This is a genomic window from Nonomuraea recticatena (assembly GCF_039533245.1).
GTDB classification, from domain to species: Bacteria; Actinomycetota; Actinomycetes; order Streptosporangiales; family Streptosporangiaceae; genus Nonomuraea; species Nonomuraea roseola.
Map to the genome: position 1 here is coordinate 90,274 of NZ_BAAATE010000035.1, position 17,340 is coordinate 107,613.

The window sequence follows — 17,340 nt, forward strand, 5'->3', positions numbered from 1 at the left end:
TCTGTTTGGCTGCCGCGAGTCTAACCCCGCTAGATCTCGATGACCGCGTCCGCCACGGTGATCTTCTTGGAGATCAGTCCCGCCTCGTGGAAGAGGTCGGCGGCGCGCTGCTGCTCGGCGACGAACTCCGGGCTCACCGGCCGCACGCCCCACGGCCGCCTGCGCAGCGCGTGCTCCCACGCCTCGACGTTGCCGCCGTCGTCTGCGGCGAACAGCTCCGCCGCCTCGCGATAGTTCCGCGTGATCCAGGTGTCGGACTCGTCGAGCGCCGCGACGATGGCCTTCAGCTGGTCGGGGTGGTCGGTGGCGAAGTCGCGCCTGGTGAACCAGAGCGAGCGGTGGCTGAACAGGCCCTCGGTCTGGACGAGCGTCCTGGTGTGCTCCTCGACCGCGCTGAGCGAGGGGTAGGAGCCGACCCACGCGTCGACGTCGCCGTCGATGAGGAGTCCGGCGGCGTCGACCCCGGCGTCGACAGGGACGATGTCGCTCCAGGCCAGCCCCGCGTCGTCGAGGGCGAACAGCAGCAGCGTGGTCTGCCAGGAGCCGTGGCCGAGCGCGACCTTCCTGCCCTTGAGGTCGGCGACGCTCTGGATGTCGGAGTCTGAGCGCACCACCAGCCGGCCGTTCTCGTGCCTCGAGCCCGAGATGCCCGCGTAGACGATGTCGTGACCCTTGCCCTGCGCGGTGACAGGGGGCGTCGACCCGGTGCCGATGAAGTCGTAGCCGCCGTCGAACAGGTGGTCGCCATGGGCCGAGGGCAGCCCCTCGGTGGGCGAGGGCCTGTCGCCCGCGGGCAGGTCCCTGAGGTCCACCCACTCGACGTCGGGCAGGCTCCTTTCGAGGATGCCCCTGTGGCGCAGCACCCAGAGGGAGTTGTTCGAGGGGAAGTAGCCGACACGCACGGTCATCAGGACAGTCCTTTCACCAGGGGAATCACGTTCTCGCCGACGCGGTAGGCCTCTTCCAGGTGAGGCACTCCCGCCAGGACGAATGAGTCGACGCCGAGCTCGATCAGTTCGTCGAGCCTGGCGGCGACCTGGGCGTAGCTGCCGACCAGCCCGAAGGCGGGCCCGCCGCGCAGCAGGTGGAAGCCGCCCCAGACGTTCGGGGTGACCTCGAGGTCGCGGGGGCCGTTGACCGGCCCTGTGACGAAGGAGCGGCTGCGCTGCCACCCGATGGAGTCGCCGGTGGCGTCGGCCGGCACGGAGCTGTTGCTCCAGCCCTCCTCGATCTCCGCCCACGCCTCCTCCTCCGTCGGCCTGGCCAGCACGTCGAGCCGTACCGCGAACTTCGGCGGGGTGACGCTGTGCTCGCGCACCTGCGCGAACTTCTCCGCCAGCGCGTGGAAGGGCTCGAGCCACGACAGGTAGTAGTCGGCGTGCCGTCCCGCCGCCTCGATCGCCGCGGGCGAGGAGCCGGAGAAGTAGATCTCGGGGAAGGGCTGGCCGAGCAGCGCGGACGGCAGCCGCGCGCCCTCCACCCGGTAGAAGCGTCCCTCGAAGGAGTACGGCGACCCGCTCCACACGCCCCTGAGCACGTCGAGGAACTCCGAGGTGCGCGCGTAGCGGTCGTCGTGGTCGACCTTGTCGCCCCACCACAGCTGGGCGGGGCCGCCCCCACCGGAGATCACGTTGTAGACGACCCGCCCTCCGGTGGCCCGCTGCAGCGTCGCGGTCATCCGCGCGGCCTGCACAGGGTGCAGGAAGCCCGGTTGAAAGGCGATCATGAAGCGGTAGGTGGAGGTCTCACGGCCCAGCGCGGCGGCGGCCGCCCACGGGTCGTCGGTGTTGGGGAAGGACGGCAGCAGCCCGCCGGCGAACCCCGCCCCCTCCGTGGCCCGCGCCACGTCGCCCATGTGCTCGAGGTAGCTGTAGTCGTCGCGCACGCCGGGCGCCAGGTTGCCGGGCGCGAGGGGCGCCCAGTCACCTCTCGTGGGGGTGCGGCGGCGCAGTGACGGCTGGTCGCCGTGGGTGCCGATCCTCCAGTAGAGCTCAACCGGCATGTGCGGCCTCCAGCAGCGGGAGGACCTGCTCGCCCAGACGGTAGGTCTCCTCCAGGTACGGCGTGGCCTCCAGGTGGAAGACCTCCACGCCCTTGTCGATGTACTCCCTGATCGCCTCGGGCTCGGGCGCGGTCAGCCGTACCCCGAAGGCCAGCCCCGGTAGCTGCTCCATGAGCGCGAGGTCGTCGCCCTGCTCGAAGACGTGCACGTCCGCGTGCCGGGCCGACAGCGCCAGCGCCTCGGGCGAGGTCCCCGACAGGTGGACGCGGGGGAAGGCCCGCCCCGTGAGCGGAGGGCCGAAACCGCCGGACAGCACCTGGTAGAAGCGGCCCTCGAAGGTGAGGTCGCTCTCGTGCCAGACCCCCTTGGCAACCGTCAGGAACTCGTCCGCGCGGGCGTAGCGGTCGCTGCCCGCGACGAAGTCGCCGTGGGCCCTCGCGACGGCGGGGTCGAGGTCCACCTCGAGCCGCCAGTCGAGCCTGTCGCCCGAGAAGCGCTGCAGGGAGGCGCTGAGCTTGGCCGCGTAGACGGGGGTGGCGACGGCGGGGTGGAAGCCGGCCAGCAACCGCAGGTGCCTGGTCGCCCTGAGCAGCCCCGCCGAGACGACGAGGGTCTCCTCCCCATCGGGGTCGAAGGGGGCGTACGCGCCGGTGAAGCCGGCCAGCTCGGCCGCCCTCGCCACCTGCAGGAGATGGTCGCCGCTGCCGCGCCGCTCACCCCTGCTGGGCAGCGTGACGAAGAACTCCGCCATCACAGCCCCACCTTCTTGCGGGCCTCGGCCAGCGGTTCTGGGGCCAGCCACGCGCCCTGGTCGACGTCGGAGGCGAGGAAGCCGTGCAGGCGTAGAAAGTCCTTCTGGACGCGCAGCAGGTCGAGCCGCTCGCCGGACAGGTCGGGGTGGAGCGCGGTGTGGAAGTCGTTCCTGTAGGCGGTGACCACGCCGTCGCTTCCCGAGCGCGTCTCCCTGCCGAGGATCGCCCGCACCTCGTCCAGGCTGGAGGCGGCCCACTCGGCGGCGCGCAGGGTCTGGACGAGGAAGCCGATGACCACCTCGGGCCGCTCGGCGAGCAGGTCCTCGTGGACGGTGATGGGCCTCGGCGTGCCGTTGTTCACGCGGGTGCGCGGGTCGGGGTGCGCGTCGAGGGCCACCGCCACGGCCAGGCCGAGCTGGGCGGCCTGCTCGGCGGCTCGGGCGCCCTTCACGTAGACGGCGTCCACCTCGCCCCGCCTGAGCGCCTCCAGCCCCGGCCACCAGCCGTCGGAGGGCACGTCCACGAACCGCACGTCGTCGAGCGTCAGCCCCGCCTGCGACAGCGCGCCCTTCGCGCCGTGCAGCGCCATCGCACGGGGGAAGCTCTCGGCCCTGCTCGCCGCCCAGCCGGGCAGCGCGAACCTGGCGCCGCGCAGCCCTGCCGCGTCCCTGATGCCGGAGTCGGGCCTGACCAGGATCGACTGCCACTCCTCGATCCAGGTGAGGCCGATCAGCCGCGTGCGGGCGCCCTCCGAGCGGGCGGCCAGCGCGGGCACGTTGCCGCCCTCGCGGAACAGGCCGAGCAGGTCGTGGTCGAAGTGGTGCCTGGCGATCTCGGGCGGCGCCTCCTGCAGCACGCCGACGTCGCCGAGCTCCTGTTCCAGCCAGCCGAGGTTGTAGGCGAGACCCGAGGCCGTGGGCACGGGGCAGCGGGTGTACCAGATCTTCATACGTGCACTCCAAGGTGAGAGAGGAACAGAGCGCGGTAGTCCGCGTAGTCGCGCAGCTCGGGCGGGTCGAGGCGGCGGTCCACCGCCAGCCGGCCCTCCCGCAGGACGGCGACGCGGTCGGCCAGCCGTACGGCCTCGTCCACGTCGTGGGTGACGAGCACGACGGCAGGCCTGTGGCGGGCGCACAGCTCGGCGACCAGCTCCTGCATCTGGAGCCTGGTCAGCGCGTCGAGCGCGGCGAAGGGCTCGTCGAGCAGGAGCAGCTCGGGCTGCCTGACCAGCGCCCTGGCCAGCGCGACCCGCTGCGCCTCGCCGCCCGACAGCGTCGAGGGCCAGGCCTCGTCGTAGCCTTCGAGGCCCACCTCGGCCAGCGCCGCCCTGCCCGCCTCGCGGGCCGAGCGCGGCAGTCCGAGCGTCACGTTCGCCAGCACCCTGCGGGCCTGCACGAGGCGCGGCTCCTGGTAGACGGTCGTACGGCGCGGCGGCGCCAGCACGGTGCCCGCGTCAGGCAGCTCCAGCCCCGCCAGGACCCTCAGCAGCGTCGTCTTGCCGGTGCCGCTCGGCCCGAGCAAGGCGAAGAACTCTCCCCTGGCGATGTCGAGGTCGAGCTCCCTCAGCACGGTCTTGGCGCCGTAGGACTTGGTCAGGCCGTTGAGGCTTACCGCCGCCATGGCATGCTCGCCTTCTCCGCGCCGCGGATGGCCAGGTCGATGACCAGGCCGAGCACGGCGTAGACGACCACGCACAGGACCATGTAGTCGCTGCGGTAGTACTGCTGGGCGAGCGTGACGAGGTAGCCGATGCCCTCGGTGGCGCCGATCTGCTCGGCGGCGATGAGGCCGGTCAGCGCGACCGACAGGGAGACGCGCAGCGCCATGAGGATGCTCGGCAGCGCGGTGGGGATGATGACGCCGAGCGCCAGCCTGGGCCCTTTGAGCCCGAAGCCCCTGGCGGCCTCGACCAGCTTGCGGTCCACGCCGCGGACGCCGAGGTAGGTGTAGGCGTACATCGGGCCTGCCGCGGCCACCGCGATGAGCACCACCTTGAAGCTCTCCTCGACGCCGAACCACGAGATGAACAGCGGCACCAGCGCGAGGAAGGGCACGGCCCGCTTCATCTGCATGGTCGGGTCGACCAGCTCCTCGCCGAGCGCGGACAGCCCCGCGACCACGCCGAGGAGCAGGCCGGCCCCGCCGCCGAGCAGGACCCCGAGACCCGCTCGGTGGGCCGATGCCAGCAGGTAGTCGGTGAGCTGTCCCGTCGCGGCCAGCTCGCCGAGCGCCCCCACGACCTGGGAGGGGGCTGCCAGCACGTCGGAGGGGATGGCGCCGCTCGCCGAGCCGTACCACCAGGCGGCCAGCAGGAGCAGCGGCACCGACGCCCTGATCGCCACGCTGAGGGCAGGGCGCCGGTGCCTGACACCGAGGAACCTCGGCTCCTCCAGGCCCGTCACCAGCTCGGCCGAGGTGAGGGTCGTCACGACGACGCTCGCAGGTCGAAGATGACGTCGGAGGGGTTCACCGAGGCGGGCAGCACGCCGTACCTGTGGAAGACGCCCGCCACGTCCTTCACGTAGGTCAGGTCGGCGGCGGTGGCGGGTCGCGGCGGCAGCGCGTACCTCGACTTGTCCAGCTCCTCCTTCAGCCGCGCCCCCGACAGGGCGGTGGGCCCCTGGGCGAGGAAGACGTTCTGGAACGCGTCCGGCTCGGTCTTGGCCTGCGCGGTGAGCTCCCTCAGCACGTCGAGGTAGACCCGCACCGCCTCAGGGTGCTTCTCGAGCAGTTCGACCCTGGCGGCCTGGATGCTGAGGTCCTGGTCGGGCAGGTCGTTGCTGTGCACCAGCACGCGGGCGCCCTTGGCGACCGCCTCGGGGTAGGCCCGCACGATGGCCCACCAGGCGTCGACCTTGCCGGTGGCGAAGGCGGAGGCGGCCTGGTCGGGGTTGAGGTAGACCCGCGTCACCTGGTCGGGCCTGACGCCGGCCCGCTCCAGCGCGAGCAGCAGCAGGTACTCCCCTCGCCCGCCCTTGTTGACGGCGATCCGCTTGCCCACCAGCTCCTTGACGTCCTTGACGGGGCTGTCGGCCGGCACGACCAGGCCGTCGGTCTTCGGCGCGGCCGGGTCGACGACCCTGTCGGTGATGGAGAAGATCTTGATGTCCCTGCCGTTGGCCAGGTAGCCGAGGGCGGGCGAGATCGCCCCCTCCAGCACGTTGACCGAGCCGGAGCGGACCGCGTCGACGGTGGCGGTGAAGGAGGCGTAGGTGCCGCCCCACTCGACCTTCGCACCGACCTGGGCCAGCCGTTTCTCCAGGATTCCGTTCTTCTTCGCGTACGCCAGGGGGCCGGCGTTTCCCGGATCCTTGATCTTCAGTACGGCTCCCGCCTGCGCTGTCGCGGTGGGCGAGGAGCAGGCGGACAGGGCGCACAGCGTCGCGACCGCGAGGATCGCCAGGCGAGGACTCATATTCCCTATAATTCAGGTAGGTTTAGTCTGCGTCAAGCCGGATCTGTAGAGTGGATCTCATGACGCATGAGCGCGCCGGGCAGCCTGCCCAGCCATCCGACCTGGTCGACGTGGCCCGCCTGGTGACCGCGTACTACGCGCTGCACCCCGACCCCTCCGAGGTGTCGCAGCGCGTGGCGTTCGGCACCTCGGGGCACCGAGGCTCGTCCTTCAACACCGCCTTCAACGAGGACCACATCCTGGCCACGAGCCAGGCGATCGTGGAGTACCGCGCCGCGCAGGGCATCACGGGGCCGCTGTTCCTCGGCGCCGACACGCACGCGCTGTCGGAGCCCGCGAAGATCTCCGCGCTGGAGGTGTTCGCCGCCAACGACGTGACCGTGCTGGTCGACAGCCGCGACGGCTACACCCCCACGCCCGCCGTCTCGCACGCGATCCTCACCCACCCGGGCTCCGACGGCGTCGTGGTCACCCCGTCGCACAACCCGCCCGGCGACGGCGGCTTCAAGTACAACCCGCCCAACGGCGGCCCTGCCGACACCGACGCCACCTCCTGGATCCAGGACCGCGCCAACGCGCTGATCGCGGGCGGGCTCAAGGAGGTGCGCAGGGCTCCCTACACGCCGGCCATGGGCGAGCGCTACGACTTCCTCGGCCACTACGTCGACGACCTGCCCAGCGTGGTCGACCTCGACGCGATCAGGTCGGCCGGCGTGCGCATCGGCGCCGACCCGCTCGGCGGGGCCAGCGTGGCCTACTGGGGCGAGATCGCCGACCGCCACCGCCTCGACCTCACGGTCGTGAACCCGCTCGTGGACCCCACCTGGCGCTTCATGACGCTCGACTGGGACGGCAAGATCCGCATGGACTGCTCCTCCCCCTACGCGATGGCCTCGCTGATCGACAACAAGGCCCGCTTCGACATCTCCACCGGCAACGACGCCGACTCCGACAGGCACGGCGTCGTCACGCCCGACGGCGGGCTGATGAACCCCAACCACTACCTGGCCGTGGCCATCTCCTACCTCTACGGCCACCGTCCCTCGTGGCCGGCGGGAGCGGGCGTCGGCAAGACGCTGGTCAGCAGCGGCATGATCGACAGGGTGGCCGCCGACCTCGGCCGCCCGCTGTACGAGGTGCCCGTCGGGTTCAAGTGGTTCGTCTCCGGCCTGCTCGACGGCTCTCTCGGGTTCGGCGGTGAGGAGAGCGCCGGCGCCTCGTTCCTGCGTCGCGACGGCTCGGCGTGGAGCACCGACAAGGACGGCATCATCCTGGCGCTGCTGGCCTCGGAGATCCTCGCTGTCACCGGCGCCTCACCCAGCGCCCGCTACCAGGAGCTGACCTCGCGCTTCGGCGCCCCCGCCTACGCGCGCGTCGACGCGCCCGCCACGCGGGAGGAGAAGGCGGTGCTGGCCAAGCTGTCGGCCTCGCAGGTGACGGCCGACACCCTCGCGGGCGAGCCCATCACGGACGTGCTGACCAGCGCTCCAGGCAACGGGGCGGCCCTGGGCGGGGTGAAGGTGTGCACCGAGAGCGCCTGGTTCGCGGCCAGGCCCTCGGGGACCGAGGACGTCTACAAGATCTACGCCGAGTCGTTCAAGGGCGCCGACCACCTGGCCCAGGTCCAGGAGGAGGCCAGGGCGGTCGTCTCGGCCGCGCTGAGCTGACAGGCGGGAGAAGGGCGAGCCGACGGCCGGAGCAGACTAGCGCACCGCGGGGCGGGCCAGGTCGGCGCGGCGGGCGGCCGAGACCCCGTCGCGGTAGCCGTCGCCGCTCATCCTCGGCACGCTGCGCCGGATCTTCGGGTAGACCTCGGCCACCGCCTGCTCCACCTCGGCCCTGCGGTCGGCCAGCACCAGCGCGGTGCCGGGCGTCCCGGTGGCCGCCGCCTTCGACTCGGCCGCCGACAGCAGCCGGTAGACCTCGTCGGTGAAGCCGAGCATCCACGAACGCCGGTAGGCCCGCACCCCTTCGGGCGGTGCGGGCACCCTGGCCAGGCCCGAGGCCATCTGCAGCAGCAGCGAGGTCGCCAGCAGGTCGGCGCGCTCCAGGTCGGCGGCGAAGCCGAAGACGTGCACCCGCTGCCCGCCGTCCCCCTTGCCGATGAGGACCGGACGGCAGCGCAGAGCCTCGGCCACCAGGTACACCAGGCGGGCCTTCTCCCTCGCCCACGGATCTCCGACCGTGACGACCCTGTTGCCGGGACCCCTGGGCGACGGCTCGGCGACGGCCGAGATGCCGTACTTGGCCATCAGCGCCGTGGCCGCCGCCATGAACGTCTCGCGCTCGTGCTCGTTGTCGGTGCCCTCGGCCTTGGCCAGCAGCTTCCGCACCCTGTCGAGGGTGCGGCTCATCCCCGGGTCGCTCACCCGGTGAGGATACGGTCGCCGTCCGCGATGATGGGGAAGGTGCCGGTGTCGACGATGCCGTGTTCCTGGTAGAGGGCCTCGATCAGCGCGTGCGCCTGCGGTTCGAGCTTCCACAGCGCGCGGTACTCCCTCGCCGTCGCCAGCGAGATGCCGATCTCCTGCGCGATGTCGACGGTGCGGGGCACGATCCGCTTGGCGATCTGCCTGTCCCAGTACTCGCGGGCGGCCCGCATCAGCGCGGCGCGCTGGGCGGTGTCCATGACCTGCGGGGTGGTGTCGAGGACCTCGATGTCCTCGTCCTCGTCCTCCACCAGGCGGGCCAGCGCGGGCGGCAGTGCGGGCCTGGCGGGCACGTGGTGGTGGTCCGTCGCCAGCTGGTCCTCGCTCTCCCACGGCACGCGCGGGTCGGCGTCGATCAGCTTGGCGGTGTTGTAGAGCGCGCCGATCTGCTGCAGCAGGGCCTCCTGGCGGGCCGGGTCGACGGCCAGGCCCGTGTGCTCGACGGCCTGGTCCATCGCCCGGTCGAGGCGCGCCATGGCCACGCGCAACTTGCGCTCCGAGGCCCCCTGCTCGCGCAGCGACCTGGCCTTCTTGGCGGCCAGCGCCACGCGGGTGAGCCTGCGGTGCGCGTCGACCTCGCTCGCCGTACGGTCCGACACCTCGGCGAGCCCCATCCGCACCAGCACCCGCTCGGGCGTGAAGCGCCAGTTGATGCGGCCCGTGCCGCGGATGCGGTGCCGTTCGATCGCCATGCCCCGCTCCCACAGCCAGGCGGCCACCAGCGGCGCGGCCAGCCTGAAGATCGCCTCGGCGAGGCTGCGCGCGTCCATGCTCGACAGCACGGCCGTCAGGCAGGTCAGCGCCCAGACGGCGATGCCGTCGATGCCCGCCGAGAAGTTCTCCCTCATGTTGCGCCGCGCCCGTACGGCCGAGGTCACGATCGCGACCTCGATGAAGGCGAACAGCAGCAGCCGCAGCGGCCCGTCGAGACCCAGCACGTCGCCGGAGAAACGCCACATGCCCTGTGCGGAGACGCCGGTGGCGATCGAGGCGGCGACGATCGTGAGGATGTCCTCGATCGGACGAGGAGCCACGACCTGCAGGTAGAAGCGCGTGCAGACGCGAAGGGCGACGCGAAGGATGAGGAAGGCAAGCGCCAGGGCGATCAGGGCCAGCAGACAGATGAACGCCGTGCCGACCGGGTGCTCCGACGCGAAAGTGGCGGCTTGCTCGAAGAGAGGCATCAGTCACTTTCCGTCAGTCTTGATGTCCGACTGTATATCAACGAGATCGTTGAGATTATCAGTCGGGCATACCTCCCTTTGGTCGGATCATCAAAGTCATGGCCGGAGAAATCGGCCGGACGGCGCGGCGCTCGTCAGGACTGGGCGGCCTGGTGCAGCGCCCTCCACGCCGCGTGCCTGTCGTCCACGGCCGACCACCACGGATGGCGGTTGATCTCCTCCACGAGGCGCAGGCGGTCGGACCTTGCCTCCACCAGTTCGGCCTGCCGCTCCATGTCGAACTCGGCCTTCCCCTCGAGGACGGCGACGTTGGACGGCAGGGCGGCGGAGATCTCCTCGCAGCGGGCGTCTATGACGTTGAAGGCTCTCTTGAGCTCGAGCAGATCGGTCGGCGGGTCGAAGTCAGCCATCGTTCCCCCAGGTCGGCGCGGTGATGAGCCGATCCTAAGACGGGGGATGAGCAGGGCAGGTGACCGCCCCGCCGCGCCGCCGATATCCCTTTTGCCATAAGGCATCCAGCCGGCCCGTTCACTCGGAGATCTGGTTGACCAGCCTGATCCAGAAGGCGGTCAGATCCTCGCCGGTGTAGCGATGGAAGTGGATGCGCTCGTGGCCGCGGTAGACGGCCACCTCCGTCAGAGGGGCGCCCTCCTCGTCGAAGGAGGTGTGGAGGCTCGTCCAGTCGTCGTCGCGCGGCTGCCACTCGGGGAAGGCCAGACCGGCCGCGCGGTCGCGCAGCGCGCTGAGCCACCGTTCCTCACCCGGCGTGTCCATACTCCACCGTGACAGGCCGGACGCCAAAGGCGGGCAAAACCATGGGACGGATGGGGAGAGCCCGCGTCCGGGGGGTAGGGGCCTGCCATGTCGCAACAAGAGCCAGAGGAAGAGCCCGACTTCGCGGAGGAGTTCACCCCCTCCGCATCCGACCCGGCCAACCAGCCGGAGCAGGACCCTGACGACGAGGAGGTGTACGGAGCCTCCGAGGGATTCGACAGGCCGACTGATCTTCCGCCCTCAGGATGAGGCACATCTCATCCCACCGACTCTCATAACCGGCGCCCCCTCCCCCTACGCTGACACTCGTGTCTGAAAACGAGTTTCCGCTCGTGCAGTTCATGCGCGAGGGCTTCGACCCGGTCGCCGAGCTTGCCCGCATCCGCACGGAGCAGCCGGTCTTCCCCATGCAGATCCCCGGCGGGCAGACCGTGTGGCTGGCCACCCGTTACGAGGACGTGCGGGCCGTCCTCGGCGACACGGGACGCTTCAGCAACGACTTCGGCAACGTGATCGGCATGGGCGCCACGCAGGACGACCCAGGCGGGCTCGGCTTCCGTGACCCACCCGAGCACACCAGGCTGCGGCGCTACCTGACACCCGAGTTCACGATGCGGCGGCTGCGCAGGCTGGAGCCGCGCATCGAGGCGATCGTGGAGGAGCACCTCGACGCGATGGAGCGCAAGGGCTCCCCCGTCGACCTGGTCGAGATGTTCGCGCTGCCGATCCCCTCGCTCGTGGTGTGCGAACTGCTCGGCGTGCCGTACGACGAGCGCTCGGACTTCCTGCGCCTCAGCACCGACAGGTTCGACTTCTCCGCAGGGCCCGAGGCCTCGCTGGACGCGGTGAACGAGTCGATGGCCTTCCTGACCGAGCTGGCCGTCAGGGAGCGCAAGAACCCCGGCGAGGGACTGCTCGGCCAGCTGGTGCGCGACCACGGCGACGAGATCTCCGACAAGGAGCTGGCCGGGTTCGCCGACGGGCTGCTGACCGGCGGGCACGACACCAGCACGAGCATGCTCGCCCTCGGCACGCTGTGGCTGCTGGAGAACCCCGACGAGCTGGCGAAGGTCCGCGAGGGCGGCGAGCACGTCTCCAAGGTGGTGGAGGAGCTGCTGCGCTACATGACCGTGGTGCAGGTGGCCTTCCCCCGCTTCGCCCGGGAGGACCTGGAGCTGGGCGGCCAGCGGATCGCCAAGGGCGAGATGGTGCTGTGCTCGCTGACCGCGGCCAACCGCGACCCCTCGCTCGGCGCCGACATGGACCGCGTCGACCCCCTTCGTGACGCCCCCTCCCACCTGGCCTTCGGGCACGGCATCCACCGCTGCATCGGCGCTCCGCTCGCGCAGATGGAGATGCGGATCGCCTACCCCGCGCTGCTGCGGCGCTTCCCCTCGCTGCGGCTGGCCGTGCCGTACGACGAGGTGCCCTTCAGGGAACTGGCGATCGTCTACGGCGTGAAGGAGCTCCCGGTCGCCTTCTAGGCTCCGCCCGCGCACGAATCTCGGACCGCCGCCTCGCAGGAGGTGGCGGTCTTGTCGTGTCGGGTGACGGCTTGCTGCATCTATCGAAAGTCGATATATTTCCATCGCTGCTCGATCGAAGGAGAGACGATGGGAAAGCTGACAGTGCTCGCGCTGCGAGCCGTGCTCGTGGCGCTGCTGGCCGGCTCGGTGTTCGTACAGACGGTGATGGTGCCGCTGCTCGCCATCGACATGGAGGAGCTCAACGCGGACTACGCCTACCTGCGCACCCCGTTCCTCGCGATCGTGGTCCTGGGCGTCGTGACGGCCCAGGTCGTCCTGGTGTGCGTATGGCGGCTGGTGACGATGGTGCGGCGCGGAACCGTCTTCTCCCACGCCGCCTTCCGGTACGTGCACATCGTGATCGGCGCGGTCGTGGCGGCCGCCCTCCTGATGTTCGCGCTCGCGGTGCTCCTGGCGCCGGGCGAGCCCGTCGCCCCCGGCATCGTCCTGCTGATCTGCGGGGCCGCCCTGGCGATCCTGGGGGTCGCGCTGGTCGTGCTCGTGCTGCGGATGCTGCTCGCCCAGGCCGTCGCCCGCGACGTCGAGGCGGCGCAGATGCAGGCCGAGCTCGAAGAGGTGATCTGATGCCGATCGCCGTCGACATCGACGTGATGCTGGCCAAGCGGAAGATGTCCGTGGGCGAGCTCGCCGACCGCGTCGGGATCACGCCCGCCAACCTGGCGGTGCTCAAGAACGGCCGCGCCAAGGCGGTGCGCTTCACGACGCTCGCCGCGCTCTGCGAGGTGCTCGAGTGCCAGCCGGGAGATCTGCTGCGCTGGGAGGCCGAGGACGCCCGGGACGGGTGACGCCGGCAGCGGACCGGCGTCTGGCGGCGCACGGCATGGCGCCGATCCGCTGATGGTTGGCAGTTTTTCCGCTTAATAAACTCCGCCCCCCTGTTTAGGCTTTCCCACAGCAACGGGAACTCGGGGGGATTCCACATGTCCATGTCACGGGCATTCTGTGTCCTCTTAGGCGTGGCCGCACTGTCGGGATGTGCGGGCGCGCCGGTGGAAACGGATGTTCTGCATCGTGCGGAGCAGATTCTCATCGGCTCCTGCATGGCGCGGCAGAATTGGAAGTACTGGCCTCAGCCGAAAAGCTGGACGCCGGACATGGAATTGTTCCCCTACGTCGTCGACGACGTGGAATGGGCGCGGGAGAACGGGTACGGAAGGGCTCGGAGGCAGGAGCTCGGCAAGACCGCCGCCCCGTCGGAGAACTACTTCCGCGCTCTGCCCGAGGACCGGCGGCGAGCCTGGCTCACCGCCTTCCACGGCGACCGCGCCGCCGCCCTGGAGGCGGAGCTGCCCATCGGCGGCACGGTGGGCCACAGCGCCAACGGATGCGCGGCGCAGGCCTGGCAGGAGCTCTACGGCGACAAGGGCCGGTGGTTCAAGGCCAGCAGAGTCATCCAGACGCTCGGCAACATGCGCATCGGCCAGACCCAGGCGGACCCTGCCTACAGGGCCGCGCTGAAACGCTGGTCGGAGTGCATGAGCCGAACGGGATTCTCCGCCACCACTCCGCTCGCCCTCCGTAAACAGCTCCTCGCCCAGCAGGGAGCCGACGCGGACAGCCATGACAAGAAGGCCGCGACGGCCGAAGCGCGCTGCGCGGTGGACACCGGATTGTCCAAGACGGCACGCGACCTGGACGCCGCGAACGCGGCGACGCTGAAAAAGCGCTATCCGGAGGAATTCGAGAACGCGGCGCGGCTGCGTGAGTCGGCGCTGCCCAAGGCGCGTGCCCTCGTCAGTGAACAGGGAAAGGGAAATTTAACGTGAAGATTCTGAGAGATGTCCTGCTCGGCGTCATGACCGCCACCGCCGTGATAACCGGCACGCAGGCGGCCGCATATGCCGACCCCGCACCCGTGCCCACCAGTGAAGCGGAAAAGCCCGTCAGCACTGCGGCGAAGCCTGAGCGCCCGGACGGCGTGGCGAAGATCCAGTCGGGGCTGCCCGTGCGAACCCTGAACGCGGACGGCAACTTCTACGTCTGGTCCGACGACAGGAACAAGGCCCTGTTGTACCCCGGTGACGCCTACGACGGCTGGCCCGAAGGCTGGAACAACAGGGTCGACGTGATCTGGAACAACGGCTTCCCTGGCCGCTACGACGACGTGAACGTCTACGACTACGCCACCTGGTCGGGCAGCGCCTACGCCTGCGTCGGCAACGGCGACTACTGGGACCTGCGCCGCGGCGACTACGTCTTCTCGTGGGTCAACGACGGCGCCGACGCCTGGCAGCGCAGCCCCTTGGGCAGGCGTGTCCACGACAACGGCAGCGGCCACATCTGGGTCGACTGGTGCGGGAACAACAACAGGTAGGGGCCAAGGCCCGCGGTGACGTCTGCAGGACGTCCTGACTGGGCTGGTTGTTCCAGGAGGTCTCCGGTAGATGGTCGGTCAACCGGGACGAACCGGATACCGGAGACCTCGTGGACACCTCAACGGTGACGCAGTGGGCGGCGCTGGAACGCTCATCCTCACCACGCTGCGGACGCCGGCGGTCATTCAGGCAGCCCTAGGTCAGGATGAGCAGGGTCAGCACGGCTACCGCGACCACGCCGAGCGTCATCACGACCACGGTGGCCAGCAGCACGCGCACCTTCAAGACATGGCCACTCCCCGCGCGGCATGTCAAGGCGTAGCGTCTATGGTGTGCCAGCAATCGACCTGAGCGGGATCAGGGCCGTCGTGTTCGACACCGACGGCGTCGTCACGGACACGGCCCGTGTCCACGCGGCAGCGTGGAAGAGCGCCCTCGACCCCTTCCTGCGCGGGCGTTCGGCCCCCTTCGACGTGCGTGAGGACTACCTCTGCCACGTCGACGGCCGCACGCGCCTCGACGGGGCGCGCACCTTCCTCGCCTCTCGGGGGCTCGACCCCTCCGAGGAGGAGGTGGCCGCTCTCGGCGAGGCCAAGGACCGCGTCTTCCTCGCCCAGATCGAGCGGTACGGCGTGGCCGCCTTCCCCGCCGCCGTCCGGCTCCTGCACGAGCTGCGGCACCGCGGCAGCCGTACGGCCGCGGTCTCCGCCAGCACGCACTGCCACAGGGTAGTGACGGCGGCCGGCCTCATGCACCTGTTCGACGTCGTCGTCGCCGGCCGCCACGACCAGCCGGGGCCCGCCTCCTTCGAGGAGGGCGCCAGGCTGCTGGACGTCCCGCCCGCCGAGATCGCGGTGGTGGGCGACACGCTGCCGGGCATCGAGGCCGCGGGTCAGGGCGGGTTCGGACTGATCGTCGCGGTCGACAGGGCCGGGCTCGCCTTCAAGGAGCTCGGCGCGCACGTGGTCATCTCCGATCTCGCGGAGCTGGACGTCACAGGGCGTGTTCGTCTATAACGTGCGGACTATGACCGACAATCTCGAGCTCGCCGCCCGCGCCCAGGAACTCGCCGACAACGCCCCCGCCGGATCGCTCAGCCGTACGGCCGCCCACTCGGTGGCGATCACGCTCGCGACCACCAGGGACACCGACCACGCCAGGAGCGTCCTGGACGGCCTCGACCCCGTGGAGGTACGGCGGGCCGCCCTCGAACTGTTCGGCGAACTCACCACCGCCTGACGCCCCGCGCTCCCCTCGTCCCCGCCGCCGCGACCTCGCCAGACCCGCGTGACGATTCGGCCGCACCCGAGCATTCCGCCACGGCGGGGCGGGATGTCCCGGTGCCGCACAGCCGGCTGCTCTCCACGCCCGAGCAGCATTCCCTGCCGCCCAAGACGGACGTGCCCCCGCTGGCGCGGTCTCCGTCGCCCAGGCGAGCCTCGTCGGGGTGCCACCGCACGGGCGTTTTCTGTCCCCGCGATCAACAAGCACGTGGGGCGTCGGGCGATCGACGTTTCCCCGGCGCCCGAACGGCAGCGATCCGCAGGCCCGGCCTACCGCGCCTACGGCACGTTCGAGACGATCTCGCAGCGGGCTGCGGCGTCGATCCCTGCCTCCCCATCGCAGTCGTCCGGGGTACCGGGGCCGCCGTCGAGAAGGTCGTTGCGGGGGCCCGCCCTGAGCGTGTCGCCGCCGTCGCCGCCGTCGAGGAGGTCGTTGCCGCCTGCAGTGCCGACGCTCCTGGTGACATCGAAGTCGGTGTTGTCGCCGAACAGTGCGTCGTTGCCCCCACGGCCGGAGATCACATCGTGGCCGGCGCTGGTGACGGTGGCATCCACCACGGTGCTGTCGCCAACGAGAAAGTCGTCCGCGCTACCGCCGATGATCCTGTCTCCGCCGGAGCCGGTGGCCCTCCCGCCTGCCGGGTCATTGATGTTATGGTCCCCGATCGCCGCGAATCCGCCGTCAGTGCCCGCGTCCAGGAGGTCGTTACCGCCGTTCCCGCTCGCGTTCCGGGCGGCGTTGCTGTCACCGATGAGCAGTTCGCTGCCGGGCCCACCCAGGAGCAGGTCGTCCCCGGCGCCCGCGGCGTCGCCGGCGGTTGAGCCGGAGTCGCCGACCAGGTGTTCCTCGCCGGTGCCGCCGTCGGCGCCGCCGTCCATGCGGTCGTTCCCGCCACCGGATGCGCTGAGTCCCCGGCTGTCGCCGGTCATGAGGTCATTGCCGTCGCCGCCGAACATCTGGTCGTTGCCGCCACCGGAGGCGTGTCCCCTCGGGCTGAAGATGTCGCCGTGCAGGCCGTCCTCCCCGGTGCCGCCGTCGATCTTGTCGTTGCCGAGCCCGCCGGCGAGGATGTCGTCTCCGGCCAGGCCGCAGATCAGGTCGTTGCCCTGCCGGCCGTCGATGACGTCCGGGCCGGCGGTTCCGACGATCACATCCCGGGCCGCGGTCCCGTTGGTGGGTGAGTTGGGCGCGGCGATGATCGTGGCCGGCACGCCGAAGCACGTCGGTGGTTGCGTCCTGGCGTCGGCGATCCCGGACGAGGCGATCATCCCCGCCATGAGGACGCCGACGGACCCAGCCGCGGCGAGCCGCCTGGCCGGTTTTCTCGGTCCGGTGGTTCCCACTGCCTTCGGATGGCCGGTGCCGTCTATGTGGTGTTGCGTGGGCGTTTCCGCATTCCCTTTAGTCACAGTTAGTAGTCGTATCATCGCTAAACGAATTCGGATTCGCACCACACCGGCAATCGTGACAGCCGCAGGGGAACTACTGGAGGAGGCCGATGGCGGCCCAAGTTCAACGAGCTGCCGGCCAACTGCGTCATTTAGGAGCTGTTCGGAGTTCGGATCATGTGGCTGAGGTGAGGAGCTTCAACCACATGATCGAGCCTCGGAGGTGGAGTCCGGCCTCGTAGCTCTCCGG

Annotated in this window: 21 protein-coding genes; 9 read left to right on the forward strand and 12 right to left on the reverse strand. The window is 70.4% G+C overall.

Annotation, left to right across the window (positions count from 1 at the left end):
* Positions 1 to 29: 29 nt before the first annotated feature.
* Genes ABFX50_RS41815 through ABFX50_RS41845 form a run of 7 tightly spaced genes read right to left on the reverse strand, consistent with a single transcriptional unit; the run spans position 30 to position 6,169 of the window.
* Complete coding sequence (locus ABFX50_RS41815) at positions 30 to 908, reverse strand: ABC transporter substrate-binding protein (RefSeq protein WP_346154706.1); 879 nt, start codon at positions 906 to 908, stop codon at positions 30 to 32.
* A complete protein-coding gene (locus tag ABFX50_RS41820; protein ID WP_346154708.1) occupies positions 908 to 2,002 on the reverse strand; it encodes an LLM class flavin-dependent oxidoreductase in 1,095 nt (364 codons plus the stop codon). The genes ABFX50_RS41815 and ABFX50_RS41820 overlap by 1 nt, the downstream gene beginning before the upstream one ends.
* On the reverse strand, positions 1,992 to 2,753 hold the full coding sequence (locus tag ABFX50_RS41825; RefSeq protein WP_346154710.1) for an LLM class flavin-dependent oxidoreductase: 762 nt from the start codon (positions 2,751 to 2,753) through the stop codon (positions 1,992 to 1,994). The genes ABFX50_RS41820 and ABFX50_RS41825 overlap by 11 nt, the downstream gene beginning before the upstream one ends.
* Positions 2,753 to 3,703 (reverse strand): ABC transporter substrate-binding protein, encoded by a 951-nt coding sequence (locus tag ABFX50_RS41830; protein WP_346154712.1) that lies wholly within the window; start codon positions 3,701 to 3,703, stop codon positions 2,753 to 2,755. Before ABFX50_RS41830 ends, ABFX50_RS41825 begins: the two co-directional genes overlap by 1 nt.
* Positions 3,700 to 4,374 carry an ABC transporter ATP-binding protein gene (locus tag ABFX50_RS41835; protein ID WP_346154714.1) on the reverse strand — a complete coding sequence of 225 codons (675 nt, stop codon included), beginning with the start codon at positions 4,372 to 4,374 and terminating at the stop codon, positions 3,700 to 3,702. The genes ABFX50_RS41830 and ABFX50_RS41835 overlap by 4 nt, the downstream gene beginning before the upstream one ends.
* On the reverse strand, positions 4,362 to 5,183 hold the full coding sequence (locus ABFX50_RS41840; protein ID WP_346154715.1) for an ABC transporter permease: 822 nt from the start codon (positions 5,181 to 5,183) through the stop codon (positions 4,362 to 4,364). Before ABFX50_RS41840 ends, ABFX50_RS41835 begins: the two co-directional genes overlap by 13 nt.
* Positions 5,180 to 6,169, reverse strand: a complete 990-nt coding sequence (locus ABFX50_RS41845) for an ABC transporter substrate-binding protein (protein ID WP_346154716.1) — start codon at positions 6,167 to 6,169, stop codon at positions 5,180 to 5,182. Before ABFX50_RS41845 ends, ABFX50_RS41840 begins: the two co-directional genes overlap by 4 nt.
* A gap of 59 nt (positions 6,170 to 6,228) precedes the next feature.
* Between ABFX50_RS41845 and pgm the strand changes: the two genes are divergently transcribed.
* The gene (gene pgm, locus ABFX50_RS41850) at positions 6,229 to 7,836 is read left to right on the forward strand and encodes a phosphoglucomutase (alpha-D-glucose-1,6-bisphosphate-dependent) (protein ID WP_183659791.1); all 1,608 of its coding nucleotides are present in this window, start codon (positions 6,229 to 6,231) and stop codon (positions 7,834 to 7,836) included.
* Positions 7,837 to 7,872: 36 nt separating this feature from the next.
* On the opposite strand, the gene ABFX50_RS41855 is transcribed toward pgm, so the two are convergent.
* The 4 genes from ABFX50_RS41855 to ABFX50_RS41870 form a co-directional block, all read right to left on the reverse strand.
* Positions 7,873 to 8,538 (reverse strand): DUF2786 domain-containing protein, encoded by a 666-nt coding sequence (locus ABFX50_RS41855; protein ID WP_346121819.1) that lies wholly within the window; start codon positions 8,536 to 8,538, stop codon positions 7,873 to 7,875.
* A complete protein-coding gene (locus ABFX50_RS41860; RefSeq protein ID WP_346154719.1) occupies positions 8,535 to 9,782 on the reverse strand; it encodes a hypothetical protein in 1,248 nt (415 codons plus the stop codon). Before ABFX50_RS41860 ends, ABFX50_RS41855 begins: the two co-directional genes overlap by 4 nt.
* A gap of 134 nt (positions 9,783 to 9,916) precedes the next feature.
* The gene (locus ABFX50_RS41865; protein ID WP_346154721.1) at positions 9,917 to 10,192 is read right to left on the reverse strand and encodes a hypothetical protein; all 276 of its coding nucleotides are present in this window, start codon (positions 10,190 to 10,192) and stop codon (positions 9,917 to 9,919) included.
* Positions 10,193 to 10,310: 118 nt separating this feature from the next.
* Positions 10,311 to 10,556 (reverse strand): hypothetical protein, encoded by a 246-nt coding sequence (locus tag ABFX50_RS41870; RefSeq protein WP_346154723.1) that lies wholly within the window; start codon positions 10,554 to 10,556, stop codon positions 10,311 to 10,313.
* A gap of 87 nt (positions 10,557 to 10,643) precedes the next feature.
* Here ABFX50_RS41870 and ABFX50_RS41875 point away from each other — a divergent pair, with 87 nt between their 5' ends.
* From ABFX50_RS41875 to ABFX50_RS41910, 8 genes are all read left to right on the forward strand, one after another.
* On the forward strand, positions 10,644 to 10,805 hold the full coding sequence (locus ABFX50_RS41875) for a hypothetical protein (RefSeq protein WP_183659787.1): 162 nt from the start codon (positions 10,644 to 10,646) through the stop codon (positions 10,803 to 10,805).
* A 59-nt stretch (positions 10,806 to 10,864) separates the two neighbouring features.
* On the forward strand, positions 10,865 to 12,040 hold the full coding sequence (locus ABFX50_RS41880) for a cytochrome P450 (RefSeq protein WP_346154725.1): 1,176 nt from the start codon (positions 10,865 to 10,867) through the stop codon (positions 12,038 to 12,040).
* A 129-nt stretch (positions 12,041 to 12,169) separates the two neighbouring features.
* Entirely contained in the window at positions 12,170 to 12,667 is a 498-nt protein-coding gene (locus ABFX50_RS41885; protein ID WP_346154727.1) for a DUF2975 domain-containing protein, read from the forward strand.
* On the forward strand, positions 12,667 to 12,888 hold the full coding sequence (locus ABFX50_RS41890) for a helix-turn-helix domain-containing protein (RefSeq protein WP_346154729.1): 222 nt from the start codon (positions 12,667 to 12,669) through the stop codon (positions 12,886 to 12,888). Before ABFX50_RS41885 ends, ABFX50_RS41890 begins: the two co-directional genes overlap by 1 nt.
* Before the next feature lie 171 nt (positions 12,889 to 13,059).
* The gene (locus ABFX50_RS41895; RefSeq protein ID WP_346154731.1) at positions 13,060 to 13,869 is read left to right on the forward strand and encodes a hypothetical protein; all 810 of its coding nucleotides are present in this window, start codon (positions 13,060 to 13,062) and stop codon (positions 13,867 to 13,869) included.
* A complete protein-coding gene (locus tag ABFX50_RS41900; RefSeq protein ID WP_183659783.1) occupies positions 13,866 to 14,417 on the forward strand; it encodes a hypothetical protein in 552 nt (183 codons plus the stop codon). Before ABFX50_RS41895 ends, ABFX50_RS41900 begins: the two co-directional genes overlap by 4 nt.
* 333 nt (positions 14,418 to 14,750) lie before the next feature.
* On the forward strand, positions 14,751 to 15,434 hold the full coding sequence (locus ABFX50_RS41905; RefSeq protein ID WP_346154733.1) for an HAD family hydrolase: 684 nt from the start codon (positions 14,751 to 14,753) through the stop codon (positions 15,432 to 15,434).
* Positions 15,435 to 15,444: 10 nt separating this feature from the next.
* Positions 15,445 to 15,657, forward strand: a complete 213-nt coding sequence (locus ABFX50_RS41910) for a hypothetical protein (RefSeq protein WP_183659781.1) — start codon at positions 15,445 to 15,447, stop codon at positions 15,655 to 15,657.
* 323 nt (positions 15,658 to 15,980) lie between these two features.
* Here ABFX50_RS41910 and ABFX50_RS41915 read toward each other — a convergent pair whose 3' ends face one another.
* The gene (locus tag ABFX50_RS41915; protein ID WP_346154735.1) at positions 15,981 to 16,970 is read right to left on the reverse strand and encodes a calcium-binding protein; all 990 of its coding nucleotides are present in this window, start codon (positions 16,968 to 16,970) and stop codon (positions 15,981 to 15,983) included.
* Positions 16,971 to 17,340: the final 370 nt, after the last annotated feature.

Excerpts from the sequence above, each read along its gene's own strand:
- ABFX50_RS41885 (WP_346154727.1), top strand. The coding sequence starts at position 12,170 with ATGGGAAAGCTGACAGTGCTCGCGCTGCGAGCCGTGCTCGTGGCGCTG.
- ABFX50_RS41860 (WP_346154719.1), bottom strand. The coding sequence starts at position 9,782 with ATGCCTCTCTTCGAGCAAGCCGCCACTTTCGCGTCGGAGCACCCGGTC.
- ABFX50_RS41815 (WP_346154706.1), bottom strand. The coding sequence starts at position 908 with ATGACCGTGCGTGTCGGCTACTTCCCCTCGAACAACTCCCTCTGGGTG.
- ABFX50_RS41820 (WP_346154708.1), bottom strand. The coding sequence starts at position 2,002 with ATGCCGGTTGAGCTCTACTGGAGGATCGGCACCCACGGCGACCAGCCG.
- ABFX50_RS41915 (WP_346154735.1), bottom strand. The coding sequence starts at position 16,970 with ATGATCGCCTCGTCCGGGATCGCCGACGCCAGGACGCAACCACCGACG.
- ABFX50_RS41825 (WP_346154710.1), bottom strand. The coding sequence starts at position 2,753 with ATGGCGGAGTTCTTCGTCACGCTGCCCAGCAGGGGTGAGCGGCGCGGC.
- ABFX50_RS41910 (WP_183659781.1), top strand. The coding sequence starts at position 15,445 with ATGACCGACAATCTCGAGCTCGCCGCCCGCGCCCAGGAACTCGCCGAC.
- ABFX50_RS41890 (WP_346154729.1), top strand. The coding sequence starts at position 12,667 with ATGCCGATCGCCGTCGACATCGACGTGATGCTGGCCAAGCGGAAGATG.
- ABFX50_RS41835 (WP_346154714.1), bottom strand. The coding sequence starts at position 4,374 with ATGGCGGCGGTAAGCCTCAACGGCCTGACCAAGTCCTACGGCGCCAAG.
- ABFX50_RS41875 (WP_183659787.1), top strand. The coding sequence starts at position 10,644 with ATGTCGCAACAAGAGCCAGAGGAAGAGCCCGACTTCGCGGAGGAGTTC.
- ABFX50_RS41830 (WP_346154712.1), bottom strand. The coding sequence starts at position 3,703 with ATGAAGATCTGGTACACCCGCTGCCCCGTGCCCACGGCCTCGGGTCTC.
- pgm (WP_183659791.1), top strand. The coding sequence starts at position 6,229 with ATGACGCATGAGCGCGCCGGGCAGCCTGCCCAGCCATCCGACCTGGTC.
- ABFX50_RS41865 (WP_346154721.1), bottom strand. The coding sequence starts at position 10,192 with ATGGCTGACTTCGACCCGCCGACCGATCTGCTCGAGCTCAAGAGAGCC.
- ABFX50_RS41845 (WP_346154716.1), bottom strand. The coding sequence starts at position 6,169 with ATGAGTCCTCGCCTGGCGATCCTCGCGGTCGCGACGCTGTGCGCCCTG.
- ABFX50_RS41870 (WP_346154723.1), bottom strand. The coding sequence starts at position 10,556 with ATGGACACGCCGGGTGAGGAACGGTGGCTCAGCGCGCTGCGCGACCGC.